The organism is Paenibacillus sp. J31P13, assembly GCF_056269295.1.
On the sequence record NZ_JBWDNR010000002.1, the window covers coordinates 425,325 to 442,056 of the forward strand.

A 16,732-nucleotide genomic window follows, 5' to 3' on the forward strand; every position below is an offset into this window, starting at 1 on the left:
CGCTTTCAGGAATAGAACGAGCAGCACAATCCCTTAGGGGTGGCTGCTCGTTTTTAATTTTATATAGATTATAAATCAATAGGAGGGAGTTGATTTAAAGGCTTATTAATATACTTTTTGAAGTTTGTTGTTTGAATGATTTTCGCATTCTTATAAGATGAAAGTAGTTTTTTATCGGATACTTTCCATGTATGCGAATTTCGATTAGCTCTGCGAAATGCGACGAAATTATAGGGAGAAGTCGTAAAAAGTTTATACCCATTCCTTAAACACCCTTTAAGAAATCGGACATCGGATCCTTGGCGCACTTTTGTCGGAAAACGAACCCTATGAAAAACACGTTTTCGAAACATAATGGTTGCGCCCGCAATTCGGACACAACGTTTGTTGTTCCCTACTAAAGGTTCTCTGAGCAATAACGTTTTTCGATGCGGAAAATAAAAAAAACAAGAGCGCTTGCCGATCAAATCTGCATCTGAATAGGTAAAGAGCCGCATAGTCTCGGGGATGTAGTGGGACGAGTAATAATCATCGTCATCAAACTTAGCAATGTAATTATATTTAGCTTTAGATACGCCAAAATTCAGACAAGCTCCCAGATTTTTGGATTCATCCATGCGATATATTTTTATTTTCCGATTTTGTCTAGCTTTTTTGTTATATCTCTTCATGGATATGTCATTCTTATTGATGATGATAATAAGCTCCTTGGCTGCCCACTTCTGACGATTAAAGTTATTAAATATTTGATTGATCAATGCTGGACGAATAGTCGAAGTGATGATGGTTACGCCATTCTTCTTGTTTTCAACAATGATCCTCAATCCCCCTCAGGTTACATAAGGAATATATTTTCGAGTGCGAGCTACTAGCTTGCAAAATGACATATATCTTTTTGTGCTCTTTTTTTGTGTGTGCGAGCTAATATCTCTTCTTCTAACACAGACATAATTTTTTTTGGAAACGGAGAACACTTTATAGCCTCTAATCCTGCATCTTCTTATCCATTCAGAATCGGTGCCCACGAACCTGTTTTCTGGAAATCTCACTTTTTTCCATAACGTTTTTTTGAAAAGAAGCGTACCGCCTTTAACAGACCTCGTTCTCTTGTTTTCAGATCCAGCTCTAAACACCATAAGCGAATTCTTCTCTTCGAAATACAAGAAGGCTGTAGCTTTGCCGATGATAGATCCTTTATTTTTCTTCAGAGCTAGGACTGACTCTTTTAAATAATTACGGCCATAGTAGTCATCATCATCAAATTTAGTGATAATTCCTTCTTTTGCTTTAGAAATGGCATAGTTCAAACACTTTCCGAGCTTATACCTCTGTGGGAGTTGATATACCCTTATTTTATTTTTAGGATACTTACTCGCTCTTTTCTTCCACTGCTTTATATCCATATCGTCTTTATTCAAAATGATAATCATCTGTTTATTCTTATGAGACTGACGGTTAAAGTTGCTGAATACCTGATTCATATGTGAGGATCTCATCGTACATGCGATTATGGTTAACAAAGGTCATAACCCCCAAGTTTAATATTAATATTTCAGCTTGTTCCAAACAGAATTCTTAATTCGTTTATATTTTTTTTCATTGATTATTTTTTTATATAATTTCAGGAATCTTTCTGTCATGATGCGGTCAGAAAACTTTGTTCTAACATAATGACGGCATTTGCTTGCAGTGGGGAATTTTCTACGCGTTTTAACTTTATTGCTCATCTCGCTCGTGTTATTGCATAAAAATTGAGGCATTCCTTTTAAAACCTCTGGTACAGCACCTTTTTTGAAACCAAGAACTGGAGTGCCGCTAGCCATTGCTTCTATAAGAACGAGACCGAATGGCTCATCCCAAGTGGAAGTAAATAGTACGCAGTTAGCATTGGCTAGAAGATTTAGTTTTTTCTTCCCGCCAACAGAGCCTATATATCGGATTTGTTTATTTAATTGAGGCTTAATTTTCGTATTAAAATAGTGTCTATCAGGAACGGGGCCAGCAATAATTAGCTTTTTACCCGTTTGCTTTGCAACTTTAATCGCTAAGTGAACACCTTTTTGTGGTATTACCCTGCCAAGGAATAGTAGATAATCACTTTTCTTTTTCTTGAAAATATAATCATTCACCCTAATGCCGTTATGCAAGTAATAACCTCTGTTTTTACCGTATTTCCTCAAAATCGTTTTGCTTACATATACCGGAATCTGAACGCCGGTAACTCCTTTTGAATGAGAACTTCTAATTGTTGGAATCGGCGGATTTGCTTTGGCAACGATCCCGTAATGGTCATGAATGATATCAATATTGGAAGGAAGATTTTTTTTAATGAATGCTAATTGTTTTTTAGGATTGTTACTCGGGTATACAAAAGTTTTTGTAGCGCGGGAACGAGATCCTCTTTTGGCAAATAAAAAAACCTCATGACCTCGTCGCATTAATTCCTCGGTTAGGTAATAAACATCGCGCTGAGTACCGCCATAGTCTTTTGGAGGGACGGGTATCGTATTAGTCGATATTTGTGCAATCTTCAAGGTTACAACTCCTTTGGGTTCACATCTATGGGCATTTCTTGTTAGGATATGAACCTCTTTTTCTTAACGTCACGGCGGTTTCATTAGATAGGCGCAGGTATTGATTCTCTTAAATTTTGTCCGTAAGAGGGTTAGCCCTCACAAATAATAATAGCTCTTCATAGATTAATAGAAATTGTCTTTATTAGGAGTGATATATGTTGAAAGGACTTATTCTCTGTGCGGGGAAAGGAACTCGTTTGTACCCTATTACTATCAATCATCCCAAAACTTTAATTCCCATTGCGAACATTCCAATCTTGCAGTCTTGTATTGAAAAATTGCTCCAAGAGGGAATTGTTGATATTGGGATTGTCATTCATCCGTCGCAGGAAGCAAAGATAAGTGAAAAGTTCGGTAATGGTGAATTCTTCGGCGTTGTCATTACTTATATTTATCAACATGAAGCGAGGGGTCTTTCAGATGCTGTGAGAAAGGGTCAAGATTTTGTAGGAGAAGACAGCTTTATACTATTGCTGGGTGACAATCTAATTACGGAGTCCTTGACAGAGCTGAAAAAAGATATAGAAGAGAGGAACAGTCATTGTTCTATCATGCTGGCTGAGGTTGTAAATCCTCGCGATTACGGCATTGCGAAAGTATTGGAAGGTCGAATTGTGAAATTGGTAGAGAAGCCGAATCATCCTGAATCCAATCTTGCTGTATTAGGTGCTTATGCGTTCAAAGGATCGATTTTTAAAGCGATTAAGCTCATTAAGCCGTCTGCTAGGGGAGAACTTGAGATTACTGATGCTATTCAGTGGCTTATTGAAAATAGCTTTCCGGTAACTTACCACGTAACGGAGAAAGCAAACATGGATGTCGGTACATTGAGCAGATGGTTGGAAGCTAATCGCAACGGGTTGGATTTACTGGAAGATGAAGAGAGAATACATGAGAGTACCAGATTAGAGAATTGTACTATTATTCAACCGGTATCTATTGACAGCGGATGTGTTCTGAAAAATTGTGTGATCGGTCCCTATGTATCGATTAGTGCAGATGTAAAGATTGAAGGTTGCAGTATTCAGAACAGCATCGTTTTAAATGGCGTTCACTTGAAAAATATTTCATATGCTTTAAAGGATACGGTTATTGGATTTAATTCCGTATTGGCGGGCTTAAATTCAAGCGGAGAAGGTAGAAGGTCATGAATATATTAGTAATAGGGACAGGTTATGTAGGAACTACAACGGCTATCGTTTTTGCAGAGCTGGGGTGGAATGTGACAGGACTCGATACAGATCCCGAGAAAATAAAACAGCTTCAGCAGGGACTGCTTTATTTTTACGAGCCTGGTTTAGAGGATATGCTGCGAAAACATGTACAATCCAAAAAAATGAGCTTCACTACGGATAAAAATAAAGCTATTGGTGAGAATGATGTCATTTTTATTTGTGTTGGAACACCTCCGGGCCAGGATGGGAGCGCTGATCTGCGATATGTGAGAGAGGTTGCTCAAACGATTGGGCAAACAATGAGCAAGTATAAATTAGTAGTGACGAAGAGTACTGTTCCAGTTGGGACACAAGAGAAAGTCACAGATTGGATCAATGCTGCACAATCTAGTGCTATTCCGTTCGATGTGGCATCGAATCCTGAGTTTTTGAGAGAAGGAAAAGCACTGTCAGACGCACTCCATCCAGACCGTGTCATCATTGGTTCAAACAGTACGAAGGCAACGGAGATTCTTCGAGAATTGTATCAATCACTTACCTGTCCTTTTGTGATTACGACCCCAAAAACAGCAGAATTCATTAAGTATGCGTCGAACGCATTTTTGGCTACAAAAATTTCTTATATGAATGAATTGGCCAGACTATGTGATGTATTGGGCGTAAATGTGAAGGAAGTAGCATATGGCATGGGACTTGATCCAAGAATTGGCAGCAGCTTTCTTCAAGCTGGAATAGGTTACGGAGGCTCATGTTTTCCGAAAGACGTTGCAGCTTTAATTCTGACAGCAAAACAAAATAGTATTGAACTAAATATATTGGAGAAAGTCGTCGAAGTGAATGAGACGCAATATTTATGGCTTCTGAATAAGGCTAGGGAGCGACTGAAAACCTTTAATAATAAAAAAATCGCTATATTAGGTCTGGCGTTCAAACCGGATACGGATGATATACGGGAAGCTGCAGCCATTCGGATAATCGATAGCATGCTCTTAGAACAAGCGAATGTTTATGTTTACGACCCAGTAGCATCGCTTCCTACGCAACCCAAGTATGAATCAGTTACGGTCTGCCAAGGAGCGGAGGAAGCGATACTAGATGCGGATGCTCTATTTCTGTGCACGGAATGGGATATTTTCCGACAAATAGATTGGAAAGAACTAAAAAGTTCTATGAAGGAAGCAAATTTATTCGACGGTAGAAATGTACTAAATGCTAGTGAGATGAGAAGTTTTGGATATTTTTACAAAGGAATCGGCTACGAATAATGCTATACTAATAGAAAGAAATAGTCTTATAAAAGTGTTATACAATGAGCAACCCACCTGAAAAGGTGGTTTTTTTATTTTGTTTACATATGTATTTGTAAGTTTATAGTATTTTATCCTTATGTCGAATGAAGCAGGAATTTGGCCTTGCAAGACGAATTATATGAATACCGTGTTAATTGAAATTTTTTATGATAAAGACCGCAACTTTTCGTTCTCGTGTCGGTACAATGTACAGGACCGTCCGGGAATAATCCGCAGGTGGAGGAGGTTCGCCTGTCATGACTGATTCCCAACTAATACGTGAGGTTAAGGATGGCAATGTCGAGCTCTACTCCGAGCTTATGCGGCGCTATCAACGAAAAATATTAGCTTTTATTTATCACATGCTAAAGAGTGCCAAACTAGAGCTTATGGCAGAGGATTTATGCTCAGAGACATTTTATAAAGCTTATCGCAGCCTTCATTCATTTCGCGAAGTTGACGCTTCTTTCTCGACCTGGCTATATACCATTGCGCGAAATACTGTGCTTAGTGAGCTTCGAAAGCAAAAAACGACGCATTTTTCACTAGAAGAAACGGGAATAGAGCCTGTTGCTGCATCGGATGGGGTGCCGGAACAGCATTTATTGCGTAAAGAACGGATGGCAATGGTTCGCGAAGCTATTAATAACTTGCCAGAGAAACAACGCTCGGCACTTATTCTTCGAGAATATGACCAACTAGACTATCAAGAGATTGCTAATATATTAGGACAAACGGTCAGTTCTGTAAAATCACTGCTATTCCGAGCAAGAGCAAGCGTAAAAACGCAGCTAGAGCCTTATTTCGGTCAATCGCCGCTGATGGAAGAATTCGAAGGGATGAACACGAGATGAATTGCAACGATGCGCAAGACAGATTTGGCGAGTATTGGGATTTATCAGAGCAGGATGAGGTCAGGAAAGCAATAGACCGACATTTGTTAGAATGTAATGATTGTGCGGAACAGTTCAATATGTGGGAGGAGAGCGAAGAATTGATTCGTTTTCTGTCCCAAGAGGAAGCCAACATAGGTCCTACAGAGCATGTAAACCGCATGGTAATGGAGCGTATTTACGCAGAACAATCATGGTTGATGCCTGTTACGCACAAAAGTTATCATTTTTCTAAATCCTTTCGCCGAAATATTGCGCTTATCGTTGCAGCTTGCATGGCCATGTTTGCCTGTGCTTTCTTTGTATTCGTCTTTGATCATGGGGATAATGTTACTAAAGCAGAGATTGCTGAGCTTACCGGCTTGATGGATACAGCAAATGTAGCTGGCGATGGACTGGTTATTACCGCAGGCTTTTATGCTGAAGTCCCAGTTGCGAGTATTAGTGATCCATTCGTTTTGAATGTCGTTCCTTCATTTCCTCAGTATTATGTTGCATTATCACTGCTTGGCATTATTATGACCTTACTTATATTAAACTGGCTTGCTCGTACGAGGCATTAGAAGTTAAAATAACGAATCATAAAGCTCCTGCGGGAGCTTTTCCTATTTAAGAAGAGGAAGGAAGCGGGTTGTTTTGTTAATTGGATTTGTACGACATGGAAAGACCGATTGGAATATGCAGGGCAAAATCCAGGGTCAGACGGATATCCCGCTAAATGCTGAAGGTGTAGAGCAAGCATTGGCACTTGCTGAACGTTTAAACAAGGAACAGCCTATTTGGGATGCTGTTGTATCCAGTGATCTTAAGCGTGCCTATTCTACAGCTCAAATTATTGCCGAGAAGCTTCATATACCTCTTCTTGATGGCGATGAACGGCTGCGTGAACGCTATTTTGGCGAGGTGGAAGGAACGAAGGAAGAGGAGCGATACGAGCGTTGGGGCAAGGACTGGCGCAATGTGGCGGCAGGTGTAGAGAGTGATACGGAAGTGAGAGCGCGGGGCATGAGAGCCTTGCTCTCATGGAAACAGGAGTATCCGAAACGCAATTTGCTCGTCGTCTCCCATGGCAGCTTCCTCGCTCAATTGCTTGCAGAGCTCTGTGAGGACCTAGAGGATCAATATTTAAGCAATTTATCCTACTCTATTCTAGAGCTGAAAGAGGATAAATGGCATCCACAGCTTTATAACTGCACGATACATTTAACCAAATAACGTCGTTTTACTAGAGACCTTTCCCATTTGCACAGCGGAAGGTCTCTTTTTTTATTTAAACTCCTTTTCATTTGATGTTATAAAACGATAGATTTTTTCCCATAATGAGAATAACTTACGCTAAACCATCGCATAATCGCTTACTTATGAGCACCAAGCTTCCAAAGGCTGGGCTCGACAGAAAGGAGAGAGTTATGAATTTATCGGATATGTTAAGTTATGCAGATATTCAGCAGCTTAGCAGAATTGCAGACGTTTACCGATGTGAGTGCAATGGGCACTCCAAGAACGATTTAATTCAATCCATTCTCTCTACTGTAAGCCGAAAAGATGTCTTTGAAGCGCAAATTAGCAGCATGAAGCTTGAGGATCTTCGTTTTTTAAACTCTTTGTTGTTTGAAGCTAGGAACTCATACAGCCTAGAAGATTTAATTGCCCGCGTCCAGCAAAGTCGATTCGGAGAAGAAACAATAGCAGCAGAGCCTGAACCGCCGAAAAAAAATAAAAGAAGCAAAAAAAAGACCGAATTGCTGGATAAGCCGCTTAGCCCTAGAGAAATGATTGCAAAATTCAAGCATCAGGGTTGGTTGTTTAATGGATACAGTGGCCCCAGCAGATACTTGTTCCAAGTTCCTAATGATTTAAAGTCACGTTTCCGAGATTCGCTTGCGAGAAGATTTGCAGCTGAGCTTCAGTATACTGATGAACCGCCTATATATCGGGATGAGCAAATGTTGGTACATGATGATATAGCTGGCATGCTTCATTACATGTATCACAATGAGGTTCAACTGACCGCAGATGGATCTATGTACAAAAGATTTACGCTGCAAATACTAAGCAGCTTTGGCGTATCGGAGGAGCTTCCAGCAAAAGGAGCATGGCGCTTCGGATATGGAAGACATTTCAATCAGTATCCTAATCGTTTCTCGTTTATATACGATTATTGCTACTTCTCCAAGTATTTAAGTGAAAATCTAAATCAGCTCATGGTTACATCAGCCGGGGTAGAGCGCATAGCCGCAAGGCCGGCGGGAGAAGCAGAGCAGCTGTATCGTTACTGGCTGAAGCTGTACAAAGGGCCCATAACCAATATTTTATCGCTGGTGCATTGGATTAATTCGCTGGCTGTGGAATGGGTGACAGTGGATTCGTTAAGAAACGTTCTTGTGCCTTTTATTAAGCCATTCTATTACGACGATGGCAATACGATATTAGAGCAGCGGATCATGTCGATGATGGTTCATTTGGGCTTGCTGCGTTTAGGTGAGCATCCTGTCTATGGAGCAGTTGTAAAAATGACTAAAGCGGGCAGGGTCATTGTAACAGGTTCAAATCTTGAAGATCATAAACCAATCTCCATGATGTAACAGTGTCGTTCACCCTTGGTCATCACCAAAATATAAGATAAAATATAAGTAGGCAGCTTATCGTTTTTTATATTTTGAGACAATAGAGGGAGCGGATGAAATTGTTACTACCATATAAGGGCATAATGCCTGTTATCCATCAAGATACATATATAGCTGAAGGTGCGAAATTAATAGGAGACGTAACTCTATCAGAGCATAGCACGGTTTGGTTCAATGCAGTGCTCCGTGGAGATCTTGCACCCATAAAAATTGGACGTAGCTGTAACATTCAAGATGGTGTAGTTGGACATGTCAATACGGATCAACCATTGATTTTGGAAGATGAGGTGTCTATTGGGCATGCGGCCATTATCCACGGTTGTACGATAGGCAAAGGCACATTAATTGGAATGGGGGCAATCGTACTTAACGGCGCAGACATTGGTGAATATGCTTTAATAGGAGCCGGTTCGATTGTTACAGAGAATAAAAAAATACCACCCTATACTCTATCTATGGGGTCACCCGCTAAAGTCGTAAGAGAATTAACAGAGAAGGATCTTCAGCGAATGAAAAGGACGATGGAAAGCTACGTGACCAAAGGATTAGAATATAGGATCTCTTAACGCCGGTTTGGAGGTGTATCCTATGGACAATATGAAAGTGACTTACGAAGCAATGCTAGGTTTGGCAGCTGAGTTCGTGTTAGATGAAGCGGTTCTCAAATTCCAAACCCAGCAAATCTACAGCGCAATCGACAAAGCATTAGCCGCAGGTGATGAGGATACGTTTTATCGTCTAGCAAAGCAGTTGAATGCATTAAGAAGTTAATATCTTTGTTGATGCAAAATGAATGTCAAAGCTTTCTTGTGTGAGCAGGCTGTTGAAGCTTCGCTTTCGCATGGAGAGCTTTTTTGTGCATGTAACAATTGGCAAGCGGATGATTTGGCGTTAACATAGAGGATAAGCAGCTGGTCTACATGATAAGGAGTGAGAGATGGAAGATGAAATTTAGCGAGATAAAAGAGGAGCAATGGGAGGAATTAAGTCCGTATTTGGATACGTGCATGCTTCCTATTACCGGAATGACAGGAACTGAGAAGCCATATGAAGCTACAGAAAGCTTAGAAAATTTACGAGACATAATGGATTTGATTGAAATTCCATTCAAAGGAAGAGTCGTTACATATCCTGCTTGGCATTATATTTCCAACAGGGAAGGTTTTATGGAGATGCTCAATGACTGGTGTGCTTCATTGAAGAAAACGGGCTTCCGTTATGTAATAATTGTGACAACGAGCAAGGCGTTAAAGCTAGACTGTCCAGATGCTGATTTACTGTTCACAAATGATGAGAATGGCAAAATTCCGAGTAAAACCGAGGTATCGGATGCCATTCGTGCATTATGGAGTGGACAAGCATCATAAACATATTGCATTTCTCGTATAATATATTCAAAAATTGGGGAAAACAAATGCCAGACAAGGTTAAATGTGACAAAATAATAACAAATTTATGAACGAGAATTTGATAAGGCGCAAATTACCAGCCATATTCTTGACGCTCCTTAGCACCTAGGCTATTATAAGTTATGTCCTAGTTCGTCATGTGTTTTTGCCGTGTGGCAAGACGCGAGATATGGTTGGCAAAGGGGGTTAGAACAGAAGATGAGTAACCATGAACAACACGAGACCGCGCATCAACCGGTTCAGCGCAAAGAAATGTCCCGGCGTCAATTTTTGTCATATACGCTCGGCGGCACAACTGCATTTATGATGGGTGGCGCGGTATTGCCAATGGTTCGTTTTGCAGCGCATCCGCTCTTAGTTAAAAAGGGCGAAGGCACTTACGTAAAAGTTGTTGAAGAGAGCAAAATTACGAACGAGCCTCAAGATTTCAAATTTAAGGTTCATCAAATCGATGGTTGGTACGTAAGTGATCCTGAGCTTTCAGCTTGGATCTCTAAAGACGCAAACGGCAAAATTTTTGCACTTTCACCGGTTTGTAAGCATTTGGGCTGTACAATCGGATGGAACACTAAAGGTAAAAATGAATATGACTGTCCTTGTCATGACGCGCGTTACACGAAAGAGGGGAAAAACATAACAGTTGCCCCTAAGCCATTGGATGAATACGAAGTGAAGCTAGAAAATGGATTCGTTTACTTGGGTCCGGTAATGCCGAATACAAGCACGAGTTAAGGAGGGCGTACTGCAGATGTTTAAAAGTGTATACAACTGGATCGACGAACGTCTTGACATTACGCCGCTATGGAGAGATGTGGCTGACCATGAGGTGCCAGAGCACGTTAACCCGGCTCATCATTTCTCTGCATTCGTGTACTGTTTCGGCGGCTTGACGTTTTTCATTACGGTCATCCAAATTTTATCCGGTATGTTCTTAACGATGTACTATGTTCCGGATATTATTAATGCTTATGCAAGCGTTGACTACTTGCAGCACCAAGTCGCATTCGGACAAATCGTTCGAGGCATGCACCATTTTGGGGCAAGCTTGGTAATCGTAATGATGTTCCTACATACCCTACGAGTATTTTTTACCGGTTCTTACAAAGCACCGCGGGAAATGAACTGGGTTGTCGGAATGCTTATTTTCTTTATCATGTTGGGTCTAGGTTTCACAGGTTATCTGCTGCCTTGGGACAACAAAGCTTACTACGCGACAAAAGTTGGTGTCCAAATTGCTGAATCCGTACCGGTAATCGGACCATATCTCGCTTCATTCCTATATGGCGGCGATATCGTAGGCGCTCAAACACTTACTCGCTTCTTTGCGATCCATGTATTCTTCTTACCTGGCGCTTTGATCGCGATGTTGGCGGCGCACTTTATCATGATTCGGAAACAAGGTATTTCGGGACCACTTTAAGCGAAGGGAGGCTTACTTATGGCGCATGGTCATAATTCGAATGAGAAGGTTGTCTATGTAGGCGACTCGCGTGTAAAGAAAAGCAACCATCCGAACATTCCTCCGGACTATACGTCTTTCCCAGGGAAATCGGAAGCCTTTATTCCAAACTTCCTGCTTAAGGAATGGATGGTCGGCTGTGTTGTATTGGTCGGTTTTCTAGTTTGGGTTATTGCTGAGCCAGCACCACTAGGCTATCCAGCAGATCCAACGAACTCGGCTTTTATACCGATGCCGGACTGGTACTTCTTGTTCTTGTATCAATTTTTGAAATATCCATATGTATCGCAAGATTATATTTTGCTCGGTACGGTTGGTATTCCAGCTATTATGTTCGGCGCATTGATGCTTGCTCCATTTTTGGATACAGGCAAAGAGCGTCGCTTCTACCGTCGTCCAATCGCTTCTTCATTGATGGGACTAACACTAATCGCATGTGTATACTTGACAGTTGTTTCTTGGGATCACTACCAGCATCAGTTGGAGATCAATGGACAAGTGCCAGAGCATATCGAACGTGAAGAGAAGGCGCGCGAAGCTGCGGAAGCAGGTAAAGAGCGTCCTAACTACACAAAACCTAAAGAGGAAACCGCTCTAGTGGATGCAAATGATCCTGCAATGGCGATTGCTCAACAACAATGTATTGGCTGTCATGCTGCAGAATTGAAAGGCCAAGGAAATGCTCCTAGCCTTCACGGTGTTGGTGACAGATTGACAAAAGAACAGCTTGTAGAGGTTGTTACGAATGGTCGTAATAACGGAGCAATGCCTTCTTTTAAAGACTCGTTGTCTTCCGAAGAAATTGATCAGCTGACAACTTGGCTGTCCAAACAAAAAGCAGTGACCGAGTAATCAATCATTGTCTGAAGAGAAACCTGATCGTATTATGCGGTCAGGTTTTTTTTGAATCTTCGTAGAAGAGATTTATTATTTAAGATATGGAAGGAAAGGTGGTTCATGATGCTAGCTACTTTTTTTAGCCGCGCTTTTTTATTGAATCGTTCATTTTTGTGGATCCTTTTCCTTGTAAATTTTCTAGGTACGATTTATGGATACATATGGTATGAGAGTCAAATAATCGACACGATGGATACCCAGCCATTATGGCAAATTGTTTTTGTACCTGATTCCCCGACCGCCAGCTTGTTTTTCACGATAGCCCTGCTATATTTATTATTTCCCATACATAAACCTAGTCTGTTTACAAACATAGTCCGTACTATTATTGAAGGATTAGCTGTTGTATGCTCGGTTAAATACGGCATTTGGGCAGTTGCGATGATTCTTGCAGGCGCTTGGCAGGGCTCTGAGCTCGAATGGCAGCATTTTATGCTTATGGCTTCTCATTTAGGGATGGCTTTCGAGGCGCTGCTTTATTTCCGTTTCATGAAAGCAGGGAGAGTGGCTTTGGTAGTTGCAACTGGCTGGCTGCTCCTAAATGATACCGTGGATTATACGTACGATATTTTCCCTTATTTAGCTAGAGAGCTTTATGATGATTTGCCAGCTGTTCGAGCTTTTACCTACAGCTTGTCGATATTCAGCTTTGTGGTTGCGTATCTGGTATGGCGTTTTAGAAAGAAGGCATAACCTTGGACAACTTCTCATAGAGTGATCTATGGGGGGATGTCCATGAGATTGCGTTTTATTGTTCCGCTCGTCATTTGCATTCTTATGTCGATTGGCACGGCGGGCGCTGTTTGGGGGAGTACCGCTATTCCTAGCGAAAATTCATTTTTAGTATCGTCGCATTTTCAGGAGCAGCTTACTCACTTGGATGAAGTGTCGAATTCCTTGTACGAGGCTGCAATTACAAATAATCGCCAAGTTGGCTATCTGCTAGTCCAACAGCTGGAGCGTATCGTAGACGGCGAACTAAAGTACTCTTCCGGCAAGCGTGATGGCTGGTTAGCTATAAAAGAGGACCTAAAAGGCATTGAACTAACGCTTGTGAATGGACGAGCTGGCTCAGCTTGGGTGATGGAGGCTGCTCGAATAAAGCTAGCGACAGATGCGCTTGTACGTCCTGAGCATGCCTTATGGCTGCAATATGAAAGCATTATGTTAGAGGATTTAGCGCTTACTGAGAAAGCCTGGAAACGTCAAACCGAAGATGCGCCGGTTGCTGCACGCGCGATGATGTTCAAATTACAAGAACATGCGGAGCGCATTGAACCCGTAATTCAACTCTTGTACGGCAGCGCTCATAGCGCTGAGTTGAATGGACGAATTCTGTATACGAATCGCCTCCTGGAATCTAATACGCTCAGTTTAAAGAATAAATCGATCGTTAATCATTCCTTGAAAGCCATTGAGGATTCGATCATTCGCTTGTACGATGCAAGCCAGCGAGTTGAGGCTATGCCAGTTGCAGCGCCAGCAGCTACGGCTAATCCATTAAGCTGGGCGTTATTCCTAGGTGCGATTATTTCATTGATTTTAACTTACTCAGGCTGGCGAAAGTATAAGACTAATCCTTTCGGAGTAAAGCCGCTTTCCTAATAAGAAGCTACTCTTCTTTAAAGCCTTCGCCTAACACATCTTGCACTTCATTAATAACGATAAAAGCACGCGGGTCGATTTTGCGTACAATGGTTTTGAGACGACGAATTTCTTGTCTCTGAACGACGCAATATACGACCTCTTTTTGTTGTCCGGAGAATGCCCCCTTTGCTGGAATCAGCGTAACTCCACGTTCAAGCTCAATTGTAATTTGTTTGGAGATTGCCGCCCCATGATCAGTAATAATAGAAAAGGCTTTGGCTGCATAAGCCCCGTCTTGAATAAAATCAATGATTTTCGAAGCAACAAATACGGTTACTAGTGTATAGAGAACCTTTTCAATGGAAATGTACAGCAATGAAATGCCAATGATGACTACATCTAAGGTTAATATGGTCTGTCCCATGCTAATTCCTTTGAAACGTGTCACAATGCGGGCGATAATATCGACGCCGCCTGTTGTGCCGCCGAAGCGAAAGACTATGCCAAGACCTGTCCCTAAGGACACACCAGCATATAATGCTGCAAGCATGTAATCATGCGAGCTTTGAAAAGGTACGAGCCAGCCATGGCTAATGAATTGCTCCATAAGAGCTAGAAATGCTGACAAGGATAAGATGCCAATCAATGTATAAAGAATTTGTCCGGACCCAAGCACTCTCCAACCAAGAAAAAACAATGGAATATTCAGCACGAGGGTTGAGATGCTCAACGGCCAGCCTGCGGCATAGTTAAGCAAGACGGCAATACCGGTAACGCCGCCCTCCATGAGCTGATTGGGAAGCACAAAATAATGCAGTCCGAAGGCATATATTGCGGTGCCGATCAGTATGGGGACAATGCTGCGTAATGCTTTGAGCGAGCGGTTCATAGGAGCACCTCTTTTATTTTATGAGGAGTGTGAGCAGCAAGGCGTTTTTTTTGACTTCAAACGGTATTATTTCATGTATAGTATGGCTAATTTCACTCATTCGAAAAACATTGATTTTAATTAGCCGTTTACGTTAACATAGGAATGTATAGCTTTCGACAGAAAGGAACAATAACATGACGCAAAAATCATTAGCGGATATTCAACGAGAAGTTGATGAATACATCTCACAATTCAAAGAAGGCTACTTTAGTCCGCTTGCCCTTATGGCGAGAATGTCAGAAGAAGTAGGCGAGCTTGCGCGTGAAGTCAATCACTTCTATGGCGAGAAGCCAAAGAAAGCGGATGAAGAGGAAAATTCTGTTGAAATGGAGCTCGGAGATATTTTGTTCATACTATCTTGCTTTGCGAATTCCCTCAATATTGATTTAACAGAAGCACATAATAAAGTTATGCATAAATTTAATACACGAGATGCAAATCGTTGGACGAAGAAAATGACCGAACAGTAAACAAGCACCCTACATATGCTGTACCATCAACCTGTGTACAAGGAGGATGGGCAGATGGATGGGAAGAGCTGTATGAAAAAGGCTTACGAATTCATCTTAAACAGCGATTTTGAGCAAGCGATTTATTGGTTCGAGCAAGCCATTGCAGCTGAGCCGGACAATGCATCCTATCATCATATTTGTTCAGTGTCTTGCGCACGAAGCGGCAAATGGACAAAAGCGAAGCTGCATGCTGAGGAAGCCTATCGGCTAGATCCTGAGCACGGTGAATATCGGTATCATTTACAGACGGTTGAAGCAAGATTGCTGCTAGCGGAAGCTGATCTTTTGTTATTATTAGACCCGCCTATGCTAACGGATGCCGCACTGCTTCTTAGTCAAGCAACGGTTCTTGATCCGTTAAGCTTTCAAGCTTTCTATACACTAGGCGTAGTATATGCATCACTTGATCGATTAGATGAGGCTGCAGCAAACGCGCGGGAAGCTATACGGCTTGACCCGGGCCATGCAGCGGCACGAAGACTCTTCGCGGATGTCAATCGGAAGCGCCGTATGCTGCGTAAACGTATAAATGCACGTAAAAGAAAAGGGAACAGGTGATAAGCATGACGACACAAAAAATTAGAGTTGCGGTTATCGGAGCAAGTGGTAGAATGGGCCGTGAGGTTGTGAAAATGGTGCTGGAGGACGATACGCTTCAATTGGTAGCTGCCGTCGCTCCTTCAGCTGGTCCTATTGATGCGGGACAGCTTGCAGGGAAACCAGATACAGGCATCCTTGTCAGCGCAACGCTGGAGGAGGCGCTAAGCGCGTCTAAAGCGGATGTGTTGGTTGACTTTACGGTACCGCAAGCTGCATATAGCAACACAAAGACTTCAATCGAATTTGGAGTTCGTCCAATAATTGGTACAACTGGGTTTACACCGGAGCAAATCGAGGAGCTGGACGAGCTTTGTCAGGAGAAAGGAATAGGCGGCCTGATTGCGCCTAACTTCTCCATCGGGGCGATTCTCATGATGAAGTTTGCGGCAGAGGCTTCGAAATATTTGCCGCATGTTGAAATTATTGAATATCATGGCGACCAGAAGCTGGATGCTCCTTCAGGAACATCGATCAAAACAGCGGAGCTTATCTCTCAAGTTCGCCAAGAGCTTAGACAAGGCAATCCAAAAGAAGAAGAAGTTATTGAAGGCGCTCGCGGCGGCTACTATAATGGATTTCGTATACATAGCGTGAGATTGCCAGGTGTTTTTGCACAGCAAGAGGTCGTTTTTGGCGGCTATGGACAAACGTTGAAAATTCGTCATGATTCTTATGATCGCGCTGGTTATATGCCAGGGGTTAATGTAGCAGTCAAGAAGGTAATGACATACAGCGGTTTGATTTACGGCTTTGAACATATTATGGATTAATTTGATT

21 protein-coding genes are annotated in these 16,732 nt (G+C 41.9%); 17 read left to right on the forward strand and 4 right to left on the reverse strand.

Features of this window, described 5'->3' with window-relative positions:
* Window positions 1-68: 68 nt before the first annotated feature.
* From AC0YOD_RS08170 to AC0YOD_RS08180, 3 genes are read right to left on the reverse strand one after another with little or no spacing between them, the layout of a single operon-like run.
* A complete protein-coding gene (locus AC0YOD_RS08170) occupies window positions 69-824 on the reverse strand; it encodes a glycosyltransferase family 2 protein (RefSeq protein WP_475798778.1) in 756 nt (251 codons plus the stop codon).
* Window positions 825-830: 6 nt separating this feature from the next.
* Window positions 831-1,520 (reverse strand): glycosyltransferase family A protein, encoded by a 690-nt coding sequence (locus AC0YOD_RS08175; protein WP_475798779.1) that lies wholly within the window; start codon window positions 1,518-1,520, stop codon window positions 831-833.
* Window positions 1,521-1,544: 24 nt separating this feature from the next.
* Complete coding sequence (locus AC0YOD_RS08180; RefSeq protein ID WP_475798780.1) at window positions 1,545-2,534, reverse strand: glycosyltransferase family 4 protein; 990 nt, start codon at window positions 2,532-2,534, stop codon at window positions 1,545-1,547.
* A gap of 197 nt (window positions 2,535-2,731) precedes the next feature.
* On the opposite strand from AC0YOD_RS08180, the gene AC0YOD_RS08185 reads away from it, so the two are divergent.
* The 14 genes from AC0YOD_RS08185 (at window position 2,732) to AC0YOD_RS08250 (ending at window position 13,930) form a co-directional block, all read left to right on the forward strand.
* Window positions 2,732-3,727 (forward strand): sugar phosphate nucleotidyltransferase, encoded by a 996-nt coding sequence (locus tag AC0YOD_RS08185; protein ID WP_475798781.1) that lies wholly within the window; start codon window positions 2,732-2,734, stop codon window positions 3,725-3,727.
* Window positions 3,724-5,016, forward strand: coding sequence for a UDP-glucose dehydrogenase family protein (locus AC0YOD_RS08190; protein WP_475798782.1), 1,293 nt, complete (start codon window positions 3,724-3,726; stop codon window positions 5,014-5,016). Before AC0YOD_RS08185 ends, AC0YOD_RS08190 begins: the two co-directional genes overlap by 4 nt.
* A gap of 281 nt (window positions 5,017-5,297) precedes the next feature.
* On the forward strand, window positions 5,298-5,894 hold the full coding sequence (locus AC0YOD_RS08195; RefSeq protein WP_475798783.1) for an RNA polymerase sigma factor: 597 nt from the start codon (window positions 5,298-5,300) through the stop codon (window positions 5,892-5,894).
* Entirely contained in the window at window positions 5,891-6,496 is a 606-nt protein-coding gene (locus tag AC0YOD_RS08200; RefSeq protein WP_475798784.1) for an anti-sigma factor family protein, read from the forward strand. The genes AC0YOD_RS08195 and AC0YOD_RS08200 overlap by 4 nt, the downstream gene beginning before the upstream one ends.
* Before the next feature lie 73 nt (window positions 6,497-6,569).
* Window positions 6,570-7,148, forward strand: a complete 579-nt coding sequence (locus AC0YOD_RS08205; RefSeq protein ID WP_475798785.1) for a histidine phosphatase family protein — start codon at window positions 6,570-6,572, stop codon at window positions 7,146-7,148.
* Window positions 7,149-7,342: 194 nt separating this feature from the next.
* Window positions 7,343-8,518, forward strand: a complete 1,176-nt coding sequence (locus AC0YOD_RS08210) for a hypothetical protein (RefSeq protein WP_475798786.1) — start codon at window positions 7,343-7,345, stop codon at window positions 8,516-8,518.
* 125 nt (window positions 8,519-8,643) lie between these two features.
* Complete coding sequence (locus AC0YOD_RS08215) at window positions 8,644-9,126, forward strand: gamma carbonic anhydrase family protein (RefSeq protein WP_475798787.1); 483 nt, start codon at window positions 8,644-8,646, stop codon at window positions 9,124-9,126.
* Between the two features lie 22 nt (window positions 9,127-9,148).
* A complete protein-coding gene (locus tag AC0YOD_RS08220; RefSeq protein WP_475798788.1) occupies window positions 9,149-9,331 on the forward strand; it encodes an IDEAL domain-containing protein in 183 nt (60 codons plus the stop codon).
* Between the two features lie 173 nt (window positions 9,332-9,504).
* A complete protein-coding gene (locus tag AC0YOD_RS08225) occupies window positions 9,505-9,927 on the forward strand; it encodes a DUF2487 family protein (RefSeq protein ID WP_475798789.1) in 423 nt (140 codons plus the stop codon).
* Between the two features lie 240 nt (window positions 9,928-10,167).
* Window positions 10,168-10,701, forward strand: coding sequence for a Rieske (2Fe-2S) protein (locus AC0YOD_RS08230; RefSeq protein WP_475798790.1), 534 nt, complete (start codon window positions 10,168-10,170; stop codon window positions 10,699-10,701).
* Window positions 10,702-10,717: 16 nt separating this feature from the next.
* Window positions 10,718-11,389 (forward strand): menaquinol-cytochrome c reductase cytochrome b subunit, encoded by a 672-nt coding sequence (gene qcrB, locus AC0YOD_RS08235; protein ID WP_102710838.1) that lies wholly within the window; start codon window positions 10,718-10,720, stop codon window positions 11,387-11,389.
* A gap of 18 nt (window positions 11,390-11,407) precedes the next feature.
* Window positions 11,408-12,280: a c-type cytochrome gene (locus tag AC0YOD_RS08240; protein WP_475798791.1), complete on the forward strand. Its 873-nt coding sequence runs from the start codon at window positions 11,408-11,410 to the stop codon at window positions 12,278-12,280.
* 105 nt (window positions 12,281-12,385) lie between these two features.
* Window positions 12,386-13,018: a DUF1405 domain-containing protein gene (locus AC0YOD_RS08245; protein ID WP_475798792.1), complete on the forward strand. Its 633-nt coding sequence runs from the start codon at window positions 12,386-12,388 to the stop codon at window positions 13,016-13,018.
* Between the two features lie 42 nt (window positions 13,019-13,060).
* Window positions 13,061-13,930, forward strand: coding sequence for a sporulation protein YpjB (locus AC0YOD_RS08250; RefSeq protein WP_475798793.1), 870 nt, complete (start codon window positions 13,061-13,063; stop codon window positions 13,928-13,930).
* 7 nt (window positions 13,931-13,937) lie between these two features.
* Here AC0YOD_RS08250 and AC0YOD_RS08255 read toward each other — a convergent pair whose 3' ends face one another.
* Window positions 13,938-14,801, reverse strand: coding sequence for a YitT family protein (locus tag AC0YOD_RS08255; RefSeq protein ID WP_475798794.1), 864 nt, complete (start codon window positions 14,799-14,801; stop codon window positions 13,938-13,940).
* 176 nt (window positions 14,802-14,977) lie between these two features.
* Between AC0YOD_RS08255 and AC0YOD_RS08260 the strand changes: the two genes are divergently transcribed.
* From AC0YOD_RS08260 to dapB, 3 genes are all read left to right on the forward strand, one after another.
* A complete protein-coding gene (locus AC0YOD_RS08260; RefSeq protein ID WP_475798795.1) occupies window positions 14,978-15,313 on the forward strand; it encodes a nucleotide pyrophosphohydrolase in 336 nt (111 codons plus the stop codon).
* Between the two features lie 72 nt (window positions 15,314-15,385).
* A complete protein-coding gene (locus AC0YOD_RS08265) occupies window positions 15,386-15,913 on the forward strand; it encodes a tetratricopeptide repeat protein (protein WP_475798796.1) in 528 nt (175 codons plus the stop codon).
* 5 nt (window positions 15,914-15,918) lie between these two features.
* The gene (gene dapB, locus AC0YOD_RS08270) at window positions 15,919-16,725 is read left to right on the forward strand and encodes a 4-hydroxy-tetrahydrodipicolinate reductase (protein ID WP_475798797.1); all 807 of its coding nucleotides are present in this window, start codon (window positions 15,919-15,921) and stop codon (window positions 16,723-16,725) included.
* The last annotated feature ends 7 nt before the right edge of the window (window positions 16,726-16,732 follow it).

Excerpts from the sequence above, each read along its gene's own strand:
- AC0YOD_RS08185 (WP_475798781.1), top strand. The coding sequence starts at position 2,732 with ATGTTGAAAGGACTTATTCTCTGTGCGGGGAAAGGAACTCGTTTGTAC.
- AC0YOD_RS08190 (WP_475798782.1), top strand. The coding sequence starts at position 3,724 with ATGAATATATTAGTAATAGGGACAGGTTATGTAGGAACTACAACGGCT.
- AC0YOD_RS08195 (WP_475798783.1), top strand. The coding sequence starts at position 5,298 with ATGACTGATTCCCAACTAATACGTGAGGTTAAGGATGGCAATGTCGAG.
- AC0YOD_RS08200 (WP_475798784.1), top strand. The coding sequence starts at position 5,891 with ATGAATTGCAACGATGCGCAAGACAGATTTGGCGAGTATTGGGATTTA.
- AC0YOD_RS08210 (WP_475798786.1), top strand. The coding sequence starts at position 7,343 with ATGAATTTATCGGATATGTTAAGTTATGCAGATATTCAGCAGCTTAGC.
- AC0YOD_RS08215 (WP_475798787.1), top strand. The coding sequence starts at position 8,644 with ATGCCTGTTATCCATCAAGATACATATATAGCTGAAGGTGCGAAATTA.
- AC0YOD_RS08220 (WP_475798788.1), top strand. The coding sequence starts at position 9,149 with ATGGACAATATGAAAGTGACTTACGAAGCAATGCTAGGTTTGGCAGCT.
- AC0YOD_RS08225 (WP_475798789.1), top strand. The coding sequence starts at position 9,505 with ATGAAATTTAGCGAGATAAAAGAGGAGCAATGGGAGGAATTAAGTCCG.
- AC0YOD_RS08230 (WP_475798790.1), top strand. The coding sequence starts at position 10,168 with ATGAGTAACCATGAACAACACGAGACCGCGCATCAACCGGTTCAGCGC.
- qcrB (WP_102710838.1), top strand. The coding sequence starts at position 10,718 with ATGTTTAAAAGTGTATACAACTGGATCGACGAACGTCTTGACATTACG.
- AC0YOD_RS08240 (WP_475798791.1), top strand. The coding sequence starts at position 11,408 with ATGGCGCATGGTCATAATTCGAATGAGAAGGTTGTCTATGTAGGCGAC.
- AC0YOD_RS08245 (WP_475798792.1), top strand. The coding sequence starts at position 12,386 with ATGATGCTAGCTACTTTTTTTAGCCGCGCTTTTTTATTGAATCGTTCA.
- AC0YOD_RS08250 (WP_475798793.1), top strand. The coding sequence starts at position 13,061 with ATGAGATTGCGTTTTATTGTTCCGCTCGTCATTTGCATTCTTATGTCG.
- AC0YOD_RS08255 (WP_475798794.1), bottom strand. The coding sequence starts at position 14,801 with ATGAACCGCTCGCTCAAAGCATTACGCAGCATTGTCCCCATACTGATC.
- AC0YOD_RS08260 (WP_475798795.1), top strand. The coding sequence starts at position 14,978 with ATGACGCAAAAATCATTAGCGGATATTCAACGAGAAGTTGATGAATAC.
- AC0YOD_RS08265 (WP_475798796.1), top strand. The coding sequence starts at position 15,386 with ATGAAAAAGGCTTACGAATTCATCTTAAACAGCGATTTTGAGCAAGCG.
- dapB (WP_475798797.1), top strand. The coding sequence starts at position 15,919 with ATGACGACACAAAAAATTAGAGTTGCGGTTATCGGAGCAAGTGGTAGA.